Origin of the sequence: Actinokineospora terrae (assembly GCF_900111175.1) — a bacterium.
In the GTDB taxonomy this organism is placed as follows: Bacteria; Actinomycetota; Actinomycetes; order Mycobacteriales; family Pseudonocardiaceae; genus Actinokineospora; species Actinokineospora terrae.
This window is the reverse complement of record NZ_FOGI01000004.1, coordinates 69,730-89,411: the sequence shown is the minus strand read 5'-3', so window position 1 is coordinate 89,411 and position 19,682 is coordinate 69,730. Positions and strand designations below refer to the sequence as shown.

Annotated in this window: 18 protein-coding genes; 16 read left to right on the top strand and 2 right to left on the bottom strand. The window is 70.8% G+C overall.

Annotated features, from left to right (window positions below; all coding sequences use genetic code 11):
* Window positions 1-4: 4 nt before the first annotated feature.
* The gene (gene sfnG, locus BMY07_RS08920) at window positions 5-1,132 is read right to left on the bottom strand and encodes a dimethylsulfone monooxygenase SfnG (RefSeq protein ID WP_092777268.1); all 1,128 of its coding nucleotides are present in this window, start codon (window positions 1,130-1,132) and stop codon (window positions 5-7) included.
* Between the two features lie 234 nt (window positions 1,133-1,366).
* On the bottom strand, window positions 1,367-2,011 hold the full coding sequence (locus BMY07_RS08915; protein WP_092776401.1) for a TetR/AcrR family transcriptional regulator: 645 nt from the start codon (window positions 2,009-2,011) through the stop codon (window positions 1,367-1,369).
* A gap of 371 nt (window positions 2,012-2,382) precedes the next feature.
* Between BMY07_RS08915 and BMY07_RS08910 the strand changes: the two genes are divergently transcribed.
* The 16 genes from BMY07_RS08910 (at window position 2,383) to fabI (ending at window position 19,680) form a co-directional block, all read left to right on the top strand.
* Complete coding sequence (locus tag BMY07_RS08910) at window positions 2,383-3,672, top strand: cytochrome P450 family protein (protein WP_245782287.1); 1,290 nt, start codon at window positions 2,383-2,385, stop codon at window positions 3,670-3,672.
* Between the two features lie 34 nt (window positions 3,673-3,706).
* Window positions 3,707-5,212 (top strand): GMC family oxidoreductase, encoded by a 1,506-nt coding sequence (locus BMY07_RS08905; protein WP_092776398.1) that lies wholly within the window; start codon window positions 3,707-3,709, stop codon window positions 5,210-5,212.
* A 198-nt stretch (window positions 5,213-5,410) separates the two neighbouring features.
* Window positions 5,411-6,484 carry an alpha-hydroxy acid oxidase gene (locus BMY07_RS08900; protein WP_245782286.1) on the top strand — a complete coding sequence of 358 codons (1,074 nt, stop codon included), beginning with the start codon at window positions 5,411-5,413 and terminating at the stop codon, window positions 6,482-6,484.
* A gap of 443 nt (window positions 6,485-6,927) precedes the next feature.
* Window positions 6,928-8,355 carry a class I adenylate-forming enzyme family protein gene (locus tag BMY07_RS08895; protein ID WP_092776395.1) on the top strand — a complete coding sequence of 476 codons (1,428 nt, stop codon included), beginning with the start codon at window positions 6,928-6,930 and terminating at the stop codon, window positions 8,353-8,355.
* 106 nt (window positions 8,356-8,461) lie between these two features.
* Entirely contained in the window at window positions 8,462-8,740 is a 279-nt protein-coding gene (locus BMY07_RS08890; protein ID WP_092776392.1) for an acyl carrier protein, read from the top strand.
* Window positions 8,733-8,981, top strand: coding sequence for a hypothetical protein (locus BMY07_RS08885; RefSeq protein WP_245782285.1), 249 nt, complete (start codon window positions 8,733-8,735; stop codon window positions 8,979-8,981). The genes BMY07_RS08890 and BMY07_RS08885 overlap by 8 nt, the downstream gene beginning before the upstream one ends.
* A complete protein-coding gene (locus tag BMY07_RS08880; RefSeq protein ID WP_092777260.1) occupies window positions 8,974-10,116 on the top strand; it encodes a beta-ketoacyl-[acyl-carrier-protein] synthase family protein in 1,143 nt (380 codons plus the stop codon). Before BMY07_RS08885 ends, BMY07_RS08880 begins: the two co-directional genes overlap by 8 nt.
* Window positions 10,113-10,706, top strand: coding sequence for a beta-ketoacyl synthase chain length factor (locus tag BMY07_RS08875; RefSeq protein ID WP_092776388.1), 594 nt, complete (start codon window positions 10,113-10,115; stop codon window positions 10,704-10,706). Before BMY07_RS08880 ends, BMY07_RS08875 begins: the two co-directional genes overlap by 4 nt.
* Window positions 10,703-12,331, top strand: a complete 1,629-nt coding sequence (locus tag BMY07_RS08870; RefSeq protein ID WP_092776385.1) for a class I adenylate-forming enzyme family protein — start codon at window positions 10,703-10,705, stop codon at window positions 12,329-12,331. The genes BMY07_RS08875 and BMY07_RS08870 overlap by 4 nt, the downstream gene beginning before the upstream one ends.
* Window positions 12,328-13,590 carry a beta-ketoacyl-[acyl-carrier-protein] synthase family protein gene (locus BMY07_RS08865; protein ID WP_245782284.1) on the top strand — a complete coding sequence of 421 codons (1,263 nt, stop codon included), beginning with the start codon at window positions 12,328-12,330 and terminating at the stop codon, window positions 13,588-13,590. The genes BMY07_RS08870 and BMY07_RS08865 overlap by 4 nt, the downstream gene beginning before the upstream one ends.
* Before the next feature lie 29 nt (window positions 13,591-13,619).
* On the top strand, window positions 13,620-14,156 hold the full coding sequence (locus tag BMY07_RS08860) for an L-2-amino-thiazoline-4-carboxylic acid hydrolase (RefSeq protein ID WP_218150635.1): 537 nt from the start codon (window positions 13,620-13,622) through the stop codon (window positions 14,154-14,156).
* A 156-nt stretch (window positions 14,157-14,312) separates the two neighbouring features.
* On the top strand, window positions 14,313-15,389 hold the full coding sequence (hppD, locus tag BMY07_RS08855) for a 4-hydroxyphenylpyruvate dioxygenase (RefSeq protein WP_092776382.1): 1,077 nt from the start codon (window positions 14,313-14,315) through the stop codon (window positions 15,387-15,389).
* Between the two features lie 34 nt (window positions 15,390-15,423).
* A complete protein-coding gene (locus BMY07_RS08850) occupies window positions 15,424-16,335 on the top strand; it encodes a phytanoyl-CoA dioxygenase family protein (protein ID WP_177215502.1) in 912 nt (303 codons plus the stop codon).
* A gap of 73 nt (window positions 16,336-16,408) precedes the next feature.
* Complete coding sequence (locus BMY07_RS08845) at window positions 16,409-18,361, top strand: FAD/NAD(P)-binding protein (RefSeq protein WP_092776379.1); 1,953 nt, start codon at window positions 16,409-16,411, stop codon at window positions 18,359-18,361.
* A gap of 40 nt (window positions 18,362-18,401) precedes the next feature.
* Window positions 18,402-18,878 carry an acyl-CoA thioesterase gene (locus BMY07_RS08840; RefSeq protein WP_092776376.1) on the top strand — a complete coding sequence of 159 codons (477 nt, stop codon included), beginning with the start codon at window positions 18,402-18,404 and terminating at the stop codon, window positions 18,876-18,878.
* Between the two features lie 13 nt (window positions 18,879-18,891).
* Window positions 18,892-19,680: an enoyl-ACP reductase FabI gene (gene fabI, locus BMY07_RS08835; RefSeq protein WP_092776373.1), complete on the top strand. Its 789-nt coding sequence runs from the start codon at window positions 18,892-18,894 to the stop codon at window positions 19,678-19,680.
* The last annotated feature ends 2 nt before the right edge of the window (window positions 19,681-19,682 follow it).

The following is a 19,682-nucleotide window of genomic DNA, read 5'->3' as shown; positions in this document are numbered from 1 at the left end:
CCTTTCAGCGGGTCACGGGTTCGGGGACACCGGCCCCGCGATCGGCGTCGGCCTCCAGGGCGCGCACGATCGGCAGGACGTGGGTGCCGAAGTACTCGACTTCCTCGTGGTAGTGCAGGAATCCGAGCAGGGCCAGGTCGACGCCGCGGCGGCGGTACTCGACGAGCCGGGTGGCGATCTGCTCGGGGGTGCCGATGAGCTTGGTGCGGAATCCGTCGTTGTACTGGACGAGGTCCTCGAACGAGGAGTCCGCCCACATGCCCCTGCCGTCGCCGGTGGAGCCACCGGCCTGGGTGACCGCGTCGCGGAACCCGGCCACGGCCTCGGGGTTGGCCTTGGCGACGATCTCGCGCAGCGTCTCGCGGGCCTCGGCCTCGGTGTCGCGGGCGATGAGGAACCCGTTGAGGCCGAACCGCACCCGCCGACCGTGCGCCCCGGCGGCGGCTCCGACCTCGGCGACCTGCTCGCTGACGCCGTCGTAGTCCTTGCCGTTGCTGAAGTACCAGTCCGACACCCGCCCGGCCATCGCCCGGGCCGCGGTCGAGTTGCCGCCCTGGAAGATCTCCGGGTGTGGTCGGTCCGGCCCGCTCAGCGGCTTGGGCTTGAGGTCGAACCCGCGCAGCCGGTAGAAGTCCCCGGCGAACTGGGCGTCGTCGGTGGTCCAACTGGCCCGCAACACCCGGATGAACTCCTCCGAGCGGCGGTAGCGCTCGTCGTGCTCCAGCCACGGTTCGCCCAGGGCGGTGAACTCGCCCTTGAACCAGCCGGACACCACGTTCACCGCCGCGCGGCCACCGGAGATGTGGTCGGCGGTCGCGATGAGCTTGGCCAGCACCGCCGGGTGCCACAAGCCCGGGTGCACCGCGGCGATGACCTTCAGCCGCTCGGTGGCCAGCAGCAGCGCCAGGCTGAAGCTGGTGGACTCGTGCTGGTAGGCCGCGCCGTAGCTGGCCATGTAGCGGACCTGGCTCAGCGCGTAGTCGAACCCGTTGTTCTCGGCCAGCACCGCCAGCCGCCGGTTGTAGTCGTAGGACCAGTCGGTGCGCTGCTCGATGTCGCTGACGACCAGGCCACCGCTGACGTTGGGGACCCAGTACGCGAACTGGAGGGGGGTCGGTTCGGTGTCGGGCACGGTGGACTCCACGGGTCGCCGGGCACGCTGGGGGACCGGCCCCTGGGGCGCGGTCGAGTGCGGAGAGTGACGCTCAGCGGTGACAGCCCTGGGTGCAGACCCGGGCGAAGTCGACGTGCCTGCGCCTGGTCAGGCGCTTGGCTGGCTTCGCGGTGGACACCCACCTATCCGAGCACCGGGCCCGCGCGTGGTCAACAGATGACCCTCCGCGTCCACCCGGTGGGACCGGGGGCGCTAGGCGCTGGCCGGGAGTAGGGCCGGGTCGGTCGCCACGGACCGCAGCAGCCGCAGGATGGCCGCGCGGGAGCGGTCGTAGACGGCGAAGTCGTCGTTGAGCACGGAGTTGGCGTTGGCCGTCTCCATGAACGCGATCAGCTCGAACGCCAGCTGCCCGCTGTCGACCTCGTCGGTCAGCTCGCCTGCCGCGGCTGCCTCGTCCAGGGTGCGCCCGACCAGCTCGGCCCAGCGCGCCGAGAGCCGCGCCAGGGTGTCGCGCACCCGGCCGGGCTGGGCGTCGAACTCGGCGGAGACGGCGAAGAAGAAGCACCCGCCGGGGAAGATCCGGCCGCGGGAGTAGTCCTGCCAGCTCAGGCACAGCCGCCACACCTTGTCGACGCCGGGCGGCAGGTCGAGCACCGGCTTGACCACGGTGTCGACGTAGATCCGCAGCGCCGCGTCGATGGTGGCCAGCTGTAGCTCCTCCTTGGAGCCGAACAGGCCGAACACCCCGCTCTTGCTGATGTCCAGGTCGGTGGCGAGCCTGCCGAGCGACAGGCTCGTGAGGCCCTCCACCGAGGCGATCTCGACCGCGCGCGCGACAACCAGCCCGCGGGTGTGGTTGCCCCGCTGGACACGACCGTCCACACGAGCCTCGGTCATCGTTGCGCTCTCAGGGATCTAGGACTCACTAGGGTCTTTGTGCTCTGAATGGTCTTCAGGGCTCTATGTCTCAGGGCTCTCAACGTCTTCGGGCTCTCAGGGCGGGTAAGGGAACCGGGAGCCGATACCGGTGTCCGTCGATCTTACTCCCGCCTTCACGAGTTCCTCTCATGGTAGCGCGCAGTTTCCGGTGGCAGCAGCGCCCGCGTCTGTCCGAAGGGGACTGCCGGGGGCCGCGCGGGGCCCAGACCAGCCGGTACGCTGTACCGAAAATATCCGCACGACCGATCGCATTGTGTGTTAGGCTCGCCGCGTCGGGCCACCGGGCTGCGACGGGGGAGAGCTAGCCGAACCGGTATCCGAGGAGTGTCGTGTCCGCAGACCAAGCCACCAGTCCGTCGTTACCCGCCGAGCCCGTGGGCCCGGGCCAGGAGGACGGCACGTTCGTCTTCCACGCGAACGACATGCAGGACCCGCACGCGGTGTACGACAAGCTCCGCGCGGAGACACCGGTACGCGAGGTGCTGATGCCCAACGGCCTCAAGGTCTGGATGGTCACCAAGCACGCCGACGCCCGCGCGGTCATGGCCGACCGGCGCTTCTCCAGCGACCTGGTGCACGGCCGCAAGCTCGTCGAGACCGGCTCGGATGTCCGCCCCACGCAAGAGGACTACGGTTCGCAGTTCGGCAGGCACATGCTCAACGTGGACCCGCCGGACCACACCCGGCTGCGCCGGTTCATGGCCAAGGCGCTCACCCCGCGCCGGATGGAGGGCCTCAAGCCCAACGTCTCGACCCTGGTCGAGGACCTGCTCGACGCCTTCGACCCGTCCGGCGAGATCGACCTGGTCGGCCAGTTCGGCAGCCCGCTGCCGCTGACGGTCATCTGCGACCTGTTCGGCGTGCCCGCCGCCGACCGCTCCGACTTCCACCGCTGGGCGCTGGCCATCGGCACCGACTCCGCCCCGGTCGCGCTCACCTCGGACAACCGCTCCGCCGAGGCCAAGTCCTCCGCCGCGGAGATGGCCGGGTACCTGCTGGAGCTGATCGACCACAAGCAGCGCAACCCGGCCGACGACCTGCTCACCGCGCTCATCACCGCCCGCGACGAGGACCAGGCGCTGAGCACCGTCGAGGTCGTCTCGATGGCCTTCCTGACCCTGTTCGCCGGGCACGAGACCGTGGTCCACCTGATCGGCAACGGCGCGCTGTCGCTGCTGACCCACCCCGACCAGTTGGCGCTGCTGCGCGGCGACCTGTCGCTGCTGCCCAACGCGGTCGAGGAGTTCCTGCGCTACGACGGCCCGGCCAACACCTCGATGATGCGGTACTCGATCGAGGACGTGGAGATCGCGGGCGTCACCATCCCGGCAGGCTCGTTCGTGGCCACCATCCTCACCTCGGCCAACCGCGACGACGAGTTCTTCCCGCGCGCGGCCACCATGGACATCACCCGTCCGATGGGCGGCCACATGACCTTCGGCCACGGCATCCACTACTGCGTCGGCGCGCCGCTGGCCAGGATCGAGGGCAGGGTGGCCTTCGAGCGGCTGCTCACCCGGTTCCCGAAGCTGCGCCTGGCCGTGCCGCCGGAGGAGTTGGTGTGGCAGTCCAACACCCTCATCCGCGGCCTGAGCAGACTGCCCGTCCTCGTCGACTGACCGTCGGCACCACACACCACGAAGAAGCGGGTTCATGACACACGATGTGATCGTCGTCGGCGCGGGCGCAGCGGGCTGCGTCGTGGCGAGCAGGCTGTCCGAGGACCCGACCCGCTCGGTCCTGCTGCTGGAGGCCGGGCCGCACTACCGCACCGAGTCGCAGTGGCCCGCCGACCTGCTCGACGGGTTCGGCTTCCCGCGCAGCCACGACTGGGGTTTCGCCAGCGCCCCGCTGGAGCACGGCGGGCACACCTTCCCGATCCCCCGCGGGAAGGTGGTCGGCGGCTCCACGGCGGTCAACTTCTGCGTCGCGCTGCGCAGCAGGCCCACCGACCACCGGGCGTGGGCGGCGATGGGCCTGCCGGGCTGGGCGTGGGACGAGGTGCTGCCGGTCTACCAGGCGCTGGAGTCCGACCACGACACCGAGCCGCGCGCCCTGCCCGGCCGCACCCCGGTGCGCAGGTACGCCCGCGAGGAGTTGACCGACTCCCAGGAGCGGTTCCTCACCGCCTGCGAGAAGGCGGGCTTCGCCCTCGTCGACGACCACAACGCCGCCGACTCGCTCGGCGCGGGCATGACCCCGCTCAACCAGGTCGGCGGCAGGCGGTACAACTCCGCGCTGGTGTACCTGGAGCACGCGGCCGAGCGGCCGAACCTCACCGTCCGCCCGGACACCGATGTCGACACGGTGCTCATCCGTGACGGCCGCGCGGTCGGTGTCCGGTTGGTCTCCGGTGAGGAGATCGAGGCCAGGCAGGTCGTGCTGAGCGCGGGTGCCTACGGCAGCCCCGCCATCCTGTTGCGCTCCGGTGTCGGTCCGGCCGAGCACCTGCGCGAGGTCGGCGTCGACCTCGTCGCGGACGTGCCCGGCGTGGGGTCGAACTTGCTGGAGCACCCCTCCACCCCGGCGGTGTTCGCGACCGCCGAAGAGCACAACGAGCGCCGCCCCGCCCCGCTGCGCACGATGCTGTCGATCAAGACCAGCCAGGACGAGCCGGACGTGGACATCCACATCCACGCCATGGCGACCATGCCCACCCGCTCGCCCGCCGGTCACCCCACCGGCTTCGACCTGCTGATGACCTCGGCCCTGGTCGCCCCGCACTCCACCGGGTCGGTCCGGTTGCGCTCACGCGACGCCGCCGAACTGCCCGTGGTGGACACCGGGATCTACCGGGACCCGCGCGACGCGGTGCGGGTCGCCGAGGGCCTGCGGGTGATCCGCAGGCTCGCCGAGCAGTCGCCGCTGGCCAGCCTGCTGGTCGCCGAGCGGTTGCCCGGCGCGTCGGTGGCCGACGCCGATCTCGTCGACGCCGTGCACGCGACCGTGGGCACCTACAATCACCCGGTTGGCACTGCCCGGATGGGCCAGGCGGGTGACCCCGGCGCGGTGCTCGACGAGACCTGCCGGGTGCGGGCCGTCGACGACCTGCTCGTCATCGACGCCTCCGCCTTCCCGGTCAGCCCCCGCGCGACTACGACCCTGCCCGTGCTGATGCTCGCCGAGCGCGCCGTCGCCCTCAACTGGCCGAACCCGTGACTCTCCGCACCCGTGCGGTGACCGGCGGGGACGTCGGGGAGCGTCGTTAAACCGCCGCCAGCGGAGAAAAACGTACGAACGATCGGCCTTGTTGGGTACACTGACGCCCGAGGTCGACCGGCGGGGCAGGTCCCGGCCGGAGGGCATCGACCACCGGGCGTCAGCGGTTGGGGGACTTTCGTGGCGGAGAGTCAGGGGATGGGCGACATGCTGTCCCTGTCGGACTTCGAACGGGCCGCGCAGGCCCGATTACCGGGGTCCACCTGGGACTTCCTCCAGGGCGGCAGCGGTGCCGAGAGCACCGTCGCCGCCAACCGGGCCGCCTTCGACCGCCGGGTGCTGCTGCCGAGGGTGCTCGTCGACGTGACCAAACCGGACCTGGGCACCGCCCTGCTGGGCGACCCGGTCCGCGCTCCCATCGCCATCGCGCCGATGGCCTACCACCGCCTGGTCCACCCCGAGGGCGAGGTCGCGACCGCGCGCGCCGCCTCGGGGTGCGGCCTGCCGTTCGTGGTCAGCATGTTCGCCAGCCGAACCCTGGCCGACATCACCGCCGCCACCACCGCGCCGGTCTGGTTGCAGCTGTACTGGCTGCGCAGGCGCGACGCGCTGGCCGACCTGGTCGCCCGCGCCGAGGCGGCGGGCGTGCGTGCGCTCGTGCTCACCGTGGACGCGCCCAGGGTGGCGACCCGGCTGCGCGACCTGCGCAGCGGATTCACCCTTCCCCCCGGCGTCACCGCGGCCAATGTCGACCCGGCCGCGATGGCGGTCGCGCGAACGGGGGAATCGGGTTCCTCGATTCAGAGTCATTCCAGGGAGCAATTCGACGCGACCATCACCTGGGCCGATCTGGCCTGGTTGCGCGGGACGACCCGGCTGCCCGTCCTGCTCAAGGGAATCCTGACCGCCGCCGACGCCCGGCTCGCCGTCGACCACGGTGTCGCCGGGATCGTCGTATCCAATCATGGCGGACGCCAACTCGATTCGGCCATTGCGGCTCTTGACGCACTCGCCGAGATCGTCGCCGAGGTCGCGGAAGCGGTTCCGGTTTTCGTCGACGGTGGGGTTCGTAGGGGTACCGATGTCCTCAAGGCGCTCGCGCTCGGAGCCGACGCGGTGCTGCTCGGCAGGCCGGTCCTGCATGGACTCGCGGTGGCCGGTGCCGAGGGCGTGACCGGCGTTTTGTCCACCCTGCGCGAGGAACTCGAAGAGGCGATGGTCCTCTCCGGCGCGCCGAGGCTGACCGACATCGGCGCCGCGCTGGTGCGTTAGCACGGTCATCCGGGTCGGACTGTCCATTTTCGACGGATACCACACGATTGGGCATTGTCGTGTTAGGAACGCGTGCACCGCGCCCTCTTCCCGGTCGGCCGCGGTGCTATACCCCTACTGTTCAGTCCGATGTATCTACTGGTCGGTATGCGACTCCCGCGGGCAATCGTTGCGCGTTCACTTATTTTCCCGTTGTTCATTCGATCATTGTGCGGCGGTGTGACAGTGCCGACGTAAACCCGTTGCGCGAATCGCTTGCTAAACCCGGATTGTCGGCAGTAACGTGAGATGCAGGGGTGAGTTGCCGGGCGTGCTGCCGCGTGGGCACCCGGGGTTTTACTCCCCCGTTGTAGATGCTGTGGTTCGGCCGAAGGCGATATGCGCATATCTGTCCTATAAGGGATCATCATTCCCATTCCGGGTACCGAATAGGGGGGAACACCATGCCGAGTGAGACCCACTTATCCCCGGTCGCGACCGGGGAGCCCTCGGCTCCGGCGACCGGCGAGTGGGTGGACGAGCTCCTGCTGGCCGGACCGGACAGCGAGCTCGCGCTGCACCTCGGCGCCCCGCTCGACCGGCGGGCGCTGCGCGCGCTGGTTCTCGAGCGCGAGGCCGAGCTGGTCGCGGCCGGGCTCGCTCCCGGTGGGAGCGTCTCGTTGCGACTCCCGCCGTCGCTGGCGTTCGTCACGGTGCTGCTCGCCGCCTGGCGGCTGGGCACCCAGGTGTCCCTTCTGGACTACCGGCTCACCCAGCACGAGGTGGACCAGGCGGTGGCCAGGTTGGCGCCGCAGCTGCTCGTGCAGCCGAGCAAGCCCGCCACCGGCGCGTTGCGCGCGCTGTTCGACGTGGACCCCGCGTACCTGCCGAACCCGGCGGGTGTCCCCGCGGCCACGCCGCACACGCTGATCCAGCTCAGCTCCGGCTCCACCGGTCCGTCGAAGATCATCGGTCGCACCGCGGCCGACGTCATCTCCGAGCTCGACCGCTACAACGCGATCGCGGGCATCCCGCGGCGGGGTGAGCGCGCGGTCGTCCTCGGTTCGATGGTGCACGTGCTCGGCCTGGTGGGCGGTCTGCTGCACGGCCTCAACGCGGGCGTGCCGATGGTCGTGCCGCCGCGGCTGACCATCGACGGCATCCTCAAGGCGCTCGCCGCCGACGACGCCCCGACCACGCTCATCGGGGTTCCGTCCCAGGCGGAGATCCTGGCCGCGGTCGCCGAACCGCCCGCGCTGCCCGGGTTCCGCCGGATGATCACCGGTGGCGAGCTGGTCCGGCCGGAGCTGTGGCGCACGCTGACCGAGGGCTACGGCATCACCCTGGGCAACATGTACGGGATGACGGAGCTGGGTGTCATCGCGACCGACATCGAGGGCGCGCACCGGCCCGAGCTGACCCCCGCCCCCGGCATCGCCGTGCGGGTCGAGGGCGGCGAGGTCCTGCTCAGCCGCGAGCGCTCGCCCTACATCGGACTCGTCGACCCGACCCGCTGGGCCGACGGCTGGCTGCGCACCCGCGACGCGGGCGAGGTCGACCCCGACACCGGTCGGGTCACCATCAAGGGCAGGCTCGACTCGCAGGTCTCCATCGGCGGCCTGAAGGTCGACCTGACCGAGGTCGAGCAGACCCTCGCCGACGCGCCGGGTGTCGACGCCGCCGTGGTGCTCTACGACGAGGGCATCAGGGCCTATGTGTCCGGTGTGGACACCAGTGCGGTCGACGCCTGGCTGCGCGAGCGGCTCGCCGCCTACAAGCGGCCCCGCGCCGTGCACGTCCTCCCCGCGCTGCCGCGCACCTCCAGCGGCAAGCTCCTGCGCGACCGGGCCGCGTTGCGGTCGGCCGCGGAGCAGGCCGCGGACCCGACCTAGCCACAGCCACCCGGTCCCCACCAGGCGCTCACCCGATCCCGGGTCAGCGCACGGTCGGGCGCGCCCGCGTCCGGGCGCGCCCGAGTCCCGCCACGAGAGGAAGTCCATGAGCACCAAGGAAGAAGTCCGCGCCTTCGTCATCGACGCGTTGGTCGGCCTGCAGTACGCCACCAAGGACGTCGCAGGCGACACCCAGCTCGGCCCGGCCGGGCTGGACCTGGAGTCGCTGTCGATGGCCGAGCTGACCGTGCAGCTGGAGGACCGCTTCGGCGTCAAGATCGACGAGGACGAGATCGAGCAGGTCTCGCTGATGACCATCGACGAGTTCGTCGCCGATGTCGCGGGCAGGCTGGAGCCGGTCGCCGAGGGCAGCGTTCGTGAGTGAGACCACCGCCGCTCCCAGCAAGGAAGACGTCGTGGAGATGATCTCCGGCTACCGCGCCCAGGTGTCCAAGGCCGACACCGAGGACCTCGACTCGCTCGAGCTGGCGTGGCTGCTGCACCAGGCCGAGCAGCGCTACGGCGTGGAGCTCGACCTCGACGACGCCGACCTGTCGCGGATGCACACCGTGGCCGGGGCCGCGCAGGTGCTCGCCGACCTGGTGGGTGGGCGCGGCGATGGCTGAGGCGCACGGGGCCGGTCGCGCGGACGTGGTGGTCACCGGGCTGGCCGCGGTCGCGGGCACCGGGTGGGACCTGGCCGCGCTCGGCGAGCGGACCGCGGTGGGCGACCCCGCGTTCACGCCCGTCACCCGGTTCGACGCGGGTCGCTACCGCACCGACCTGGCCGCCCAGCTGCCCGGTGACCCGGTGCTGGCCGACGAGCTCGTCGCCGTCCTGGACCAGGCCTGCGCGCAGGCCGGGCTCAGTGTCGACGAGCGCGCGGTCAGCCCGGTGCTGGTCGCCGTGCACGGCGACCCCGCGGTGGCGCGGCTGCCCGAGTCCGACCGCACCGGCCCCGGCGCCATCGCCTCCGCCATCGCGCGCCGGGCCGGTCTCGGTCCCGCGCCGAGGGCGTACATGACCGCGTGCGTCGCCGCGAGCACCGCGGTGGCCGACGCGGCCACGATGATCACCCACGGCCGCGCGCACCGGGTCGTGGTCGCCGCGGGCTACCTGGTCGAGCAGGACAACTTCGCCCTGTTCGACGCGGGCCGCTCGCTGGCGACAGATGGCCACGTCCGCCCGTTCAGCGCGGGCAGGCAGGGCATGCTGCTCGGCGACGGCATCGCCGCGGTGGTCCTGGAGTCGGCGCAGGAGGCGGCCCGCCGGGGCGCGACCCCGCTGGCCGCGATCGCGGGCTGGGGCCGGGCGGGCGACGCCTTCCACATCACCCAGCCCGACCCGGAGGGCGGCGGCATGACCAGGGCCGTCACCGCGGCGCTGCGCAAGGCGGGTCGCACCCCCGCCGACATCGGCTACATCAACGCCCACGGCACCGGCACCACCCAGAGCGACGCGGCGGAAGCGGTCGCGCTGCACCGCGCCCTGGGCGACGAGGCCGCGCGGATCCCGGTGAGCTCGTCGAAGTCCGTGCACGGCCACACGCTGCAGGCGGGCGGGCTGCTGGAGCTGGCGGTCACGATCCACGCGCTGCGCACCGGTCGTCTCCCGGTCAACGCGGGCTACGCCGGACCGGACGAGAGCCTCGGCCTGAACCTGGTGCTCGACACCCCGCTCGAGCGCGAGGTCGACCACGCGCTCACCCTCAACTCCGCCTTCGGCGGCGCGAACACCGCATTGGTGGTGGCACGGGTATGACCACGACCGCGGACACCGATCTGTCCACATTGGACTTATCCGATGTGGATGGTCTGACCGTGCTCGCCGAGGCGCGGTTCCCCGGGGCGGGCCCGTCCCGGCAACCGGCACCGCTGCCCGGGTTCGTCAGCTCGTCGTTCGCCCCGCTCATTGCGCAGGCCGCCGACGACTGCATGAGCCAGGTGCACGGCAGCGCCCCCGTGCCCGCCGAGCGCGGCGACCGCACCGCCGTGGTGGTGGTCAGCACCCGCGGCGACCTGGGCACCGCCACCGCGGTGGCCGCCGCCATCGAGGCGGGCAAGCGGATGCCACCCATCCTGTTCTTCCAGTCCGTGGCCAACTCCGCGGCGGGCCGGGTCGCGGTGACCTGGGGCCTGCGCGGGCCGGTCGTGTGCACCAGCCCGGTCGACGACCCGGTCGCCGACGCGCTGGCCGTCGCCGACCTGCTGCTCGCCGACGAGGCCGCGGACGAGGTGCTGGTGGTGCTCGTCGAGCAGGGCGCCGAGGCGGCCGCCGCGCTGCTGCTGGCCAGGCCAGGACGCACCACCGACCAGACCCGCCGGCGAACCGACCAGAGGAGCACGCAGTGACCGTCAAGACAACCAGGGCGCAGCTGGCGGCCGACCCGGACCTGGGCATCGGCAACGTGCTGAGCACGCTCGTGCGCAGCGGTTACGGCCTCGACGAGCCGACGCTGAGCTTCGACACCGACGTCGACGGCCACCCCGCGTGGGAGGCGCTGAGCCTGCGGCAGCTGGAGTTCGCCGTCGCCGGGCGCGCGTCGGTGTTCCACGCCAAGGGGATCCGCCCGCGCGACCCGGTCGCGGTCTACGTGACCGACTCCGCCGACCTGGTGCTCAACTACCTGGCGCTCTCCCGCATCGGTGCGATCCCGGCGCTGGTCAACAAGAACCTGCCCGGTGCCACCGCGGCCGTGTACATCACCCGGGTCCGCCCGGTCGCCGTGCTCACCGACGCCCCGCACCGGGCCGCGCTCGGCGACGGCGTCGAGGGTGTCGAGCTGTTCATCGACGTGACCGAGCTGGGCAACGGCGACCCGGCCGCCGCGCCGCCGCAGTTCCGCCACCACGCCGACGACCCGGTGGTCATCACCCACTCCTCGGGCACCACCGGCATGCCCAAGGCGGTCGTGGCCTCGCACTCGAGCCTGTTCGCCTCGGTGCGCCACCGGCTGCGCCTGCCGCGCGCCCAGGGCGTCGACCGGATGCTGTCCGCGCTGCCCGCCAACCACGCCGCGATCGTCATCGCGACCAGCCTGGCGCTGAGCAACCGCTCGCAGCTGCTGTGCCTGTCCGAGCAGTCCGGTGCCAAGGTGCTGGCCGCGGTCGACCGCTGGAAGCCGACCTGCGTGCTGGGCTTCGCCGCGACCTGGCCGGAGCTGGTCTCCCAGGACCTGACCGCCTACGACGTGGCCTCGGTGCAGTTCTGGTGGAACACCGGCGACTGCGCGCACGAGGCGCACATCCGCAGGCTGATCTCGGTCGGCACCCGCACCGTGGTCACCGCGCAGGGCGTGAGCCAGGTGACCGGGTCGGCGTTCATCGACGGCCTGGGCTCCACCGAGATGGGCCACTCGCAGTTCTTCATCACCCACACCCCCGACACCGACCGCTACGGCCGCTGCATCGGCAAGCCGCACGCGTTCTCCGACATCGCGGTCCTCGACGACAACGGCGACAAGCTGCCCGTCGGCGAGGTCGGCCAGCTCGGGGTGCGGTCGCCGACGCTGGCGCCGGGGTACTGGAACGACTCGGTGACGACTTACCGCAGCAGGCTCGCCGGGTACTTCCTCACCGGTGACCTCGCGTACCGCGACGCGGAGGGGTACTACTACCACGTCGACCGGGCCGTTGACGCTATCGACCTCGGTGAGGGCAAGCGCTTGTACACCGCGCAGTCCGAGGAGCGCGTGCTCGCGACCAACCCGGACGTGCTCGACTGCACCGTCGTCGCGGTCAAGGACGACAGCGGTCAGGTCGTGTCCGCGGTCCTGCTGACGCTCAACGCCGGTGCCGACACTTCCGTCGACCGGACCGAAGCGGTCAAGGCAGCCCTGCCCGAGTACGTCGCCGCCACCATCCGCGAGGTCGTCGTCGTGAACGAGGACGACATCCCGCGCGGCGCGACCGGCAAGGTCCGCAAGGTCGTCCTGCGCCAGCAGCACGTCGACAAGCTCCGCGCGGTGACCGCGTGAGCGCCCCCGGCCGCACGGCGGTCATGACCGGCATCGGCATGGTCACCCCCGCTGGTCGGGGCCTGACCGCCACGTTCGACGCGCAGTGCGAGGGCCGCTCCGGCATCGTCACCCCGCCGCGCGACCACGTGGTCGCCACCTGGATCGAGAACGCCGGTGTCGCACCGGACATCGACCCGGCCACGATCTACAAGCGCGCCGACCCGTGCCTGGACCGGTACGTGCTGTTGGCCCTGGCAGCGGCCGATGACGCTATCGCCGACGCGGGCATCGCGGTGGGCGACAACGCCGACCCGCACCGGATCGCGACCGTCGTCTCCAGTGGCGGCGGCGGTCTGCTCACCTACGAGGACCAGGCCGCCACCCGTCGCGACAAGGGCCGCACCGGGATCAGCCCGTACATGATCCCCGGCATCCTGCCGAACATGGCCGCCGCGCGGATCGCGCTGCGGTTCGGCCTGCGCGGCTACAGCGCGGCCATCGCGACCGCGTGCGCCGCCGGTGCGCAGTCGATCGCCGAGGGCCTGCGGTTGATCCGCGCGGGCGAGGCAGACGTAGTCGTGTGCGGTGGCACTGACGCGCCGCTGCACCCGAGCATCGCGACCGGGTTCGTCAACGCTCGCGCTACCGCCAACGGTTGGGCCGACCCGACTCAGGCAAGCCGACCGTTCGACAGCGGCCGCAACGGGTTCGTGCTCAGCGAGGGCGCGTGCGTCGTAGTGCTGGAGAGCGTCGAGCACGCCGAGGCGCGCGGGGCCGCCGGGTACGCGGACATCATCGGCTGGGGCGGTACCACCGACGCCCACCACCTGACCGCGCCGCGCGCGGACGGTGAGGGCGCTGCCGAGGCGATGCGCAAGGCGGTCAAGGACGCCGGTCTTGTCCCGTCCGATGTGGAGTACATCAACGCGCACGGCACGAGCACCAAGCGCGGCGACGTCGCCGAGACCAAGGCGGTGCACGACGTGTTCGGCACCGACGGCCCCGCGGTCAGCGCGACCAAGTCGGTCATCGGCCACTCGCTGGCCGCCGCGGGCGCGATCGAGGCGGCGGTGACCGCGCTGGCCATCGCCAAGGGCACCCTGCCGCCGACGTTCAACCTGACCGACGTCGACCCGGGCTGCGACCTCGACCACGTGCTGGACAAGCCCAGGCAGGGGCCGGTGTCGGTGGCGCTGTCGAACTCCTTCGGGTTCGGCGGGCACAACATCAGCCTCGCGGTCGGACCGACGAGCACCACCGCGAAGCGATTCGGCTGAGCGGCGCGCACAGCGGGAAAGGGAACACGATGGGTGGGACGGAAATCGAGAACGGCCGGGTCGATGTCGACACCGACGCCGATCCGGGGCCGCCGCCGCTGCACGAGTTCTGGTGGCTGCACGACGCCCGGTGGTACCAGGGTGTGCTGCGCCGGTTCGGCCAGGAAGCGGCGAACGAGATCAATGCCGAGGCCATCCGGTTCGTGTTCCGCCGCATCGCCCGCTGGTACCGCCACCAGCACGGGCTCGACTTCCGGGCGATGTCGCTCGACGAGTTCGTGAAGTGGTTCGCGGAAATTCCCAAGATCTCCTGGAACCCGGCCATGATGGTCGCCGAACACGCCGTGACCGGGGATGACGAGTGGGAAAGCGTCATCACCAAGAACTACGCGCTGAAGATGTTGGCCGCCGCGCGGGCGCTGGACGGGTATGAATGCCCCTGTCCGCAGATGCGCGAGGGCTGGTTCGAGGGAATGGGTGTCACGGTCCGTGACAGCAGGGTGTCGTGCGTGCGCACCGGTGGTGAAGTGTGTCGATTCCACGCGGTTATGGACCAGGGATCATGACGATTGTGGTAAACATGTTCTAGTGCCGGGTCGGCCTTCCAGTCGGAAATAAAGCGGACAAACCAGCGTGGGTGACGATGTCGCTCCCGTGTGTTTCCGGTGCCGTCGAAACCTGGTGTTGTCATCGGTAACCGAATCACTCCCGAAGGGGGAGAAATGGATATCCAGGACATCGACCACGTCGAGCTCTACGTCGGTGACGTCCAGCAGTCGGCGTTCTACCTGTGCACGGCGCTCGGGTTCCGGGTGGCGGGCCAGGGCGGGCCGGAGACCAGCCTGCCCGACGACCGGTCGCTGCTGCTGCGGCACGGTCGAATACAGCTGCTGCTCACCTCCGGCCTCAACCCGCGCAGCGCCGCCGCCCAGTACGTGGCCAGGCACGGCGACGGCGTGTCCAGCCTCGCCTTCACCGTCGCCGACGCGCGGGCCGCCTTCGAGCAGGCCGTCAGCCGGGGAGCGACCGCGGTGGCCGAGCCGGTCACCCACGCCGACGGCGAGAGCAGCGTGACCATCGCCGAGGTCATCGGCTTCGGCGACGTGCGGCACCGGTTCATCGAGCGCCACGGCGAGCGCGACGAGTTCCTGCCCGGCGTGATCGGCATGCTGACCCACGACGTCGAGGAGGGCGACACCCTGCTCGACATCGTCGACCACATCGCCGTCTGCCTTCCGGCGGGGACGCTGGCCGAGACCGTCCGGTTCTACCAGGACGTCTTCGACTTCGACCAGATCTTCGAGGAGTACATCGAGATCGGCGACCAGGCGATGGACTCCAAGGTCGTGCAGAGCAAGTCGACCAAGGTGACCTTCACCCTGATCGAGCCGGACAGCACCCGCCGCCCCGGCCAGATCGACGACTTCCTGGCCCGCCACGACGGCGCGGGTGTGCAGCACCTGGCGTTCCTCACCGACGACATCGTCGGCTCGGTCGAGACCTTCGCCGCGCGGGGCGTGCAGTTCCTGTCGACCCCGGCGAGCTACTACGACGCGCTCCAGGAGCGCCTGGGCCGGGTCGACCTCGGGGTGGAGGCGCTGCGCCGCACCAACGTGCTCGTCGACCGCGACCACTGGGGCGAGGTCTTCCAGATCTTCACCCGGTCCATCCACGCCAGGGGCACCTACTTCCTGGAGGTCATCGACCGCCACGGTGCCAAGACCTTCGGCAGCGGCAACATCCGCGCGCTCTACGAGGCCGTCCTGCGCGCCTCGGAGAGCCCCGCGACCGCGGGCTGAGAAGCACAAACAGGGGATAGAGGGGAAAACCAGCGTGACCACGCAACTGCGGACGTTCGACCTGACCGACGAAGAGCGCGCGTTACTGCCGACCGACGACGAGGTCCAGTTCTACGCCGAGCACGGGTGGTACCTGAGCAAGAAGCTGTTCACCGACGAGGAGATCGACACCCTCGTCGCGGCCAGCGAGGCCTACTACGGCGGGCACCGCGACCGCAGGCTCCCGTCGCACCCGCCGCGCCTGGCCTACTGGACGCCCGAGAAGGGCGACGTGCAGCGGCACAACGACTACGTGCACTACGAGGACGACACCCTCGGCGCGATCCTGCGCAAGCCGCTGCTCGGCGCGGTCGCCGCCCGGCTGGCCGAGGCCGAGTCGATCCGGGTCTTCCAGTCGACCCTGATCTACAAGCAGCCCAAGCCCGACGAGGTCACCAACATCGTCCCGTGGCACTTCGACAAGCACTACTGGTCGACGTCGACCTCGGAGAAGATGCTGACCGCGTTCATCCCCTTCCACGACTGCCCCGAGGAGATGGGCACGATCACCATGGTGGACGGCAGCCACCTGTGGAAGGAGATCGGCGACAACGACACCACCAACCGGCACTTCGCCGAGCGCGACCGCTCCGAGCTCGACCAGATGCTGGAGGACAACGCGTCCTTCAACAACGTCGAGGTCAGGAAGGTGCCCATGGAGATCCCCAAGGGGCACGTGAGCTTCCACCACTGCAAGACCTACCACGGCAGCGGCGCCAACGTCAGCGACCGCCCGCGCCGCGCGATCTCCCTGCACCTGCAGGACGGCGACAACGCCTACCGCGACTTCCGCACCTCGGACGGGTCGCCGGTGAACTACAACCACGACTTCCTGGTGCGCAAGACCGCCGCGGGGACCCCGGACTACTCCGACCCCGAGTACTGCCCGGTGACCTGGCAGTCCTGACCACAGCCGGTCCGACCGACCCGTCGTGCCGGACCTGCCACGACACCAGAGCCGCTCCGGCGAGAGGAACGAGATGCCCCCGAGTGTTGACCCGTCGCGCACCGGTCGGATCGCCGTGTGCGTCGTCGGCATGGGCCCGCGGGGCCTGTCGGTGCTGGAGCGGATCTGCGCCAACGCCCGGGATTTCCCGCGGGTGGAGCTGACCGTCCACGTGGTCGACCCGCACCACCCCGGCGCGGGTGGTGTGTGGCGGACCAGTCAGGACCGTCAGCTGCTGTTGAACACCGTCGCCTCCCAGGTGTCGATGTTCACCGACGACAGCGTCGACCTCTCCGGACGGTTGGAGGTCGGGCCCAGCCTCTATGAGTGGGCACGGTTCCTTGTCCTGATGGGCAACTCCGAGGGCTACCCGGAGGAAGTCCTGGCCCAGGCTCGTGAGCTCGGACCGGACTCTTACCCCTCTCGGGCGTTCTACGGGCATTACCTCAAGTGGGTGTTCCGTCGCGTCGTGCGGCAGGCTCCCGGGACGGTGCGGGTGGAGGTGCACCGCTCGCGGGCGGTGTCCCTTGAGGACGCCACCGGCACCGTCGATGGGCCGCAGACGGTCCTGCTCGAAGACGGCACGCGGCTCGACGACCTCGCCGCGGTCATCTTGGCGCAGGGGCATGTGCCGGTCCGGCCTAGCGCTTCGGAGGAAGGGCTTGCCGCTTACGCCGCCGAGCACGGTCTGACCTATGTGCTGCCGTCAAACCCGGCCGACGTGGACCTGTCTGCGATCCAGCCTGGTACCGCTGTCGCGTTGCGTGGGCTCGGGCTGAACTTCTTCGACCACCTCGCCCTGTTCACCCTGGGGCGTGGTGGCCGGTTCGAGCGCGAGGACGGCCGGTTGGTCTACCGCGCGTCGGGCCGCGAACCCCAGCTGTACGCCGGATCCCGCCGTGGTGTGCCGTACCACGCGCGGGGCGAGAACCAGAAGGGCCCGTCCGGTCGCCACGACCCGTTGGTGATCACGCCGGAGGTCATCGCGGACCTGCGGGCGCAGCGCGGGATCGACTTCCGCACGCAGCTGTGGCCGTTGATCGCGAAGGAGACGGAGACGGTCTACTACGCCACGTTGCTCGCCCAGCGCGAGTGCGTGTGCGTGGCGGACCGCTTCCGTGAGCGCTACCTGACCAAGTCTTGGGGCGACCCCGCCGAGGCTCTCCTGCTCGACGAGTTCGGTATCCCCAACGACGACCGGTGGGACTGGGAGCGCATCGCGACCCCGTACCGCGGGCAGGTGTTCGCCGACCAGGACGCGTTCCAGCGCTGGCTGCTCGACTACCTCAGCGCGGACGCGGCCCAGGCGCAGCAGGGCAACCTGGACAACCCGCTCAAGGCGGCGTTGGACGTGATGCGCGACCTGCGCAACGAGATCCGGCTCGTCGTCGACCACAACGGCCTCAGTGGACACTCGCACCGAGACCACCTCGACGGGCACTACACCCCGCTCAACGCGTTCTTGTCGATCGGCCCGCCCGCGGCCCGCATCGAGCAGACCGTCGCGTTGATCGAGGCGGGCGTGCTGCACGTGATGGGCCCGGACGTCCGCCTGCGCGTGGACCCGGACGAGCCCGGTTTCGTGCTGGAGTCGCCTGCCGTCCCGGGATCCGTAGTGCGCGCGACCGTGCTCATCGAGGCGCGGCTGCAAGAGATCGACCTGCGTCGTACGGCCGACCCGTTGCTGGGCAAGCTGATGGCGACCGGTCAGTGCCGCCTGCACAAGGTAGGGGAGTACGAGACCGGTGGCCTTGCCGTCACCGCTCGGCCGTACCACGTCATCGACGCCGACGACCGCGCACACCCGCGCCGGTTCGCCTTCGGTGTGCCGACCGAGTCCGTGCACTGGGTGACGGCGGCGGGGATCCGGCCCGGGGTGAACTCGGTGACCCTGGGTGACTCGGACGCGATCTCCTTGGCCTGCCTGGATCTCGCGGCTCCGGTCGCGGCGCCGGTCGCCTCGCGCGAGGCGGTGGTCGCGGGATGAACCGGGGAAACAATCCGCACGACCGTGCTAGATTGGTGTCATGACCGAGACACCGCTCCGCAGTGGACCGTCGACCGATGTCGAGCCCGGCACCTTCCGCCACGCCAGCCGGGTGTTCTTCGACGAGCTGGACCCGATGGGCATCCTGCACAACGCGCGCTACGCGGTGCACGTCGAGCGGGCCACCGCCGCGTTCTTCGAGGCCAACGGCTTCACCTGGGAGGCCTCGATCGAGGACAACCCGGACAAGTTCCACGCGGTGCGGCGCTTCGAGGTCGACCTGGAGCTGCCGTACCTGGGCACCGGTCCGCTGGACGTGGACCTGTGGCTCGACCACCTGGGCTCCACCAGCCTGCGCTACGGCTTCCGCTGCGTGGGACCCCAGGGCCAGTCGCACGCGAGCGGCCTGCGGTCGGTCGTGAAGCTCAACCCCAAGACGTTCCGGCCCGAGCCGTGGACCGACCGGTGGCGCGAGGCGCACCTGTCCGTCCTGGGCCCGGCCCGGTCATCAGGCTGATTGCGGAGGGACCGTGCCAGGACTGCTCGACGGCAAACGACTGCTGATCACGGGGGTCATCACCGACTCCTCGATCGCCTTCGAGGTGGCCAGGTACGCCGCCGAGCAGGGGGCGCGGGTCATCCTCACCGGGTTCGGCCGGATGTCGCTGGTCGAGCGGCTGGCCAAACGGCTCGGCCCGGACGTGCCGGTGGTCGAGCTCGACGTCACCGACGCCGACCAGCTTGCCACCCTGGCCGACCGGGTCCGCGCGCACGACGGGTTCGCCGACGGCCTCGACGGTGTGCTGCACGCGATCGCGTACGCCCCGACCACCTGCCTCGGCGGCGAGTTCAGCCAGGCGCCGTGGGACGACGTGCAGACCGCGGTGCACGTGTCGACGTACTCGTTCAACTCGCTCACCGCCGCCTGCCTGCCGCTGCTCGGCCCCGGCTCCTCGGTCGTCGGCCTCGGGTTCGACGGGCAGGTCGCCTGGCCCACCTACAACTGGATGGGTGTCGCCAAGGCCGGGCTGGAGGCCGTCGTCCGGTACCTGGCGCGCGAGCTCGGACCGCGGGGCATCCGGGTCAACCTGGTCAACTCCGGTCCGCTGCGCACCAAGGCGGCCGTGTCCATCCCCGGGTTCGCCCAGCTCAAGGCCGACTGGGACAGCCACGCCCCGCTCGGCTGGGACCCGCACGACGCGCGACCGGTCGCCACGTCGGTCTGCGCGCTGTTCTCCGACCTGCTCCCCGCCACCACCGCCTCCGTGCTCATGGTCGATGGCGGCGTGCACGCCATGGGCCTGGCCATGGGCTCCTGAGA

What these genes read in the sequence shown, in the direction of transcription:
- BMY07_RS08860 (WP_218150635.1), top strand. Translation starts at nt 13,620, where the DNA reads ATGGGTGGGACGGAAATCGAGAACGGCCGGGTCGATGTCGACACCGAC.
- BMY07_RS08905 (WP_092776398.1), top strand. Translation starts at nt 3,707, where the DNA reads ATGACACACGATGTGATCGTCGTCGGCGCGGGCGCAGCGGGCTGCGTC.
- BMY07_RS08845 (WP_092776379.1), top strand. Translation starts at nt 16,409, where the DNA reads ATGCCCCCGAGTGTTGACCCGTCGCGCACCGGTCGGATCGCCGTGTGC.
- BMY07_RS08875 (WP_092776388.1), top strand. Translation starts at nt 10,113, where the DNA reads ATGACCACGACCGCGGACACCGATCTGTCCACATTGGACTTATCCGAT.
- BMY07_RS08890 (WP_092776392.1), top strand. Translation starts at nt 8,462, where the DNA reads ATGAGCACCAAGGAAGAAGTCCGCGCCTTCGTCATCGACGCGTTGGTC.
- hppD (WP_092776382.1), top strand. Translation starts at nt 14,313, where the DNA reads ATGGATATCCAGGACATCGACCACGTCGAGCTCTACGTCGGTGACGTC.
- BMY07_RS08895 (WP_092776395.1), top strand. Translation starts at nt 6,928, where the DNA reads ATGCCGAGTGAGACCCACTTATCCCCGGTCGCGACCGGGGAGCCCTCG.
- BMY07_RS08840 (WP_092776376.1), top strand. Translation starts at nt 18,402, where the DNA reads ATGACCGAGACACCGCTCCGCAGTGGACCGTCGACCGATGTCGAGCCC.
- BMY07_RS08880 (WP_092777260.1), top strand. Translation starts at nt 8,974, where the DNA reads ATGGCTGAGGCGCACGGGGCCGGTCGCGCGGACGTGGTGGTCACCGGG.
- BMY07_RS08915 (WP_092776401.1), bottom strand. Translation starts at nt 2,011, where the DNA reads ATGACCGAGGCTCGTGTGGACGGTCGTGTCCAGCGGGGCAACCACACC.
- BMY07_RS08900 (WP_245782286.1), top strand. Translation starts at nt 5,411, where the DNA reads ATGGGCGACATGCTGTCCCTGTCGGACTTCGAACGGGCCGCGCAGGCC.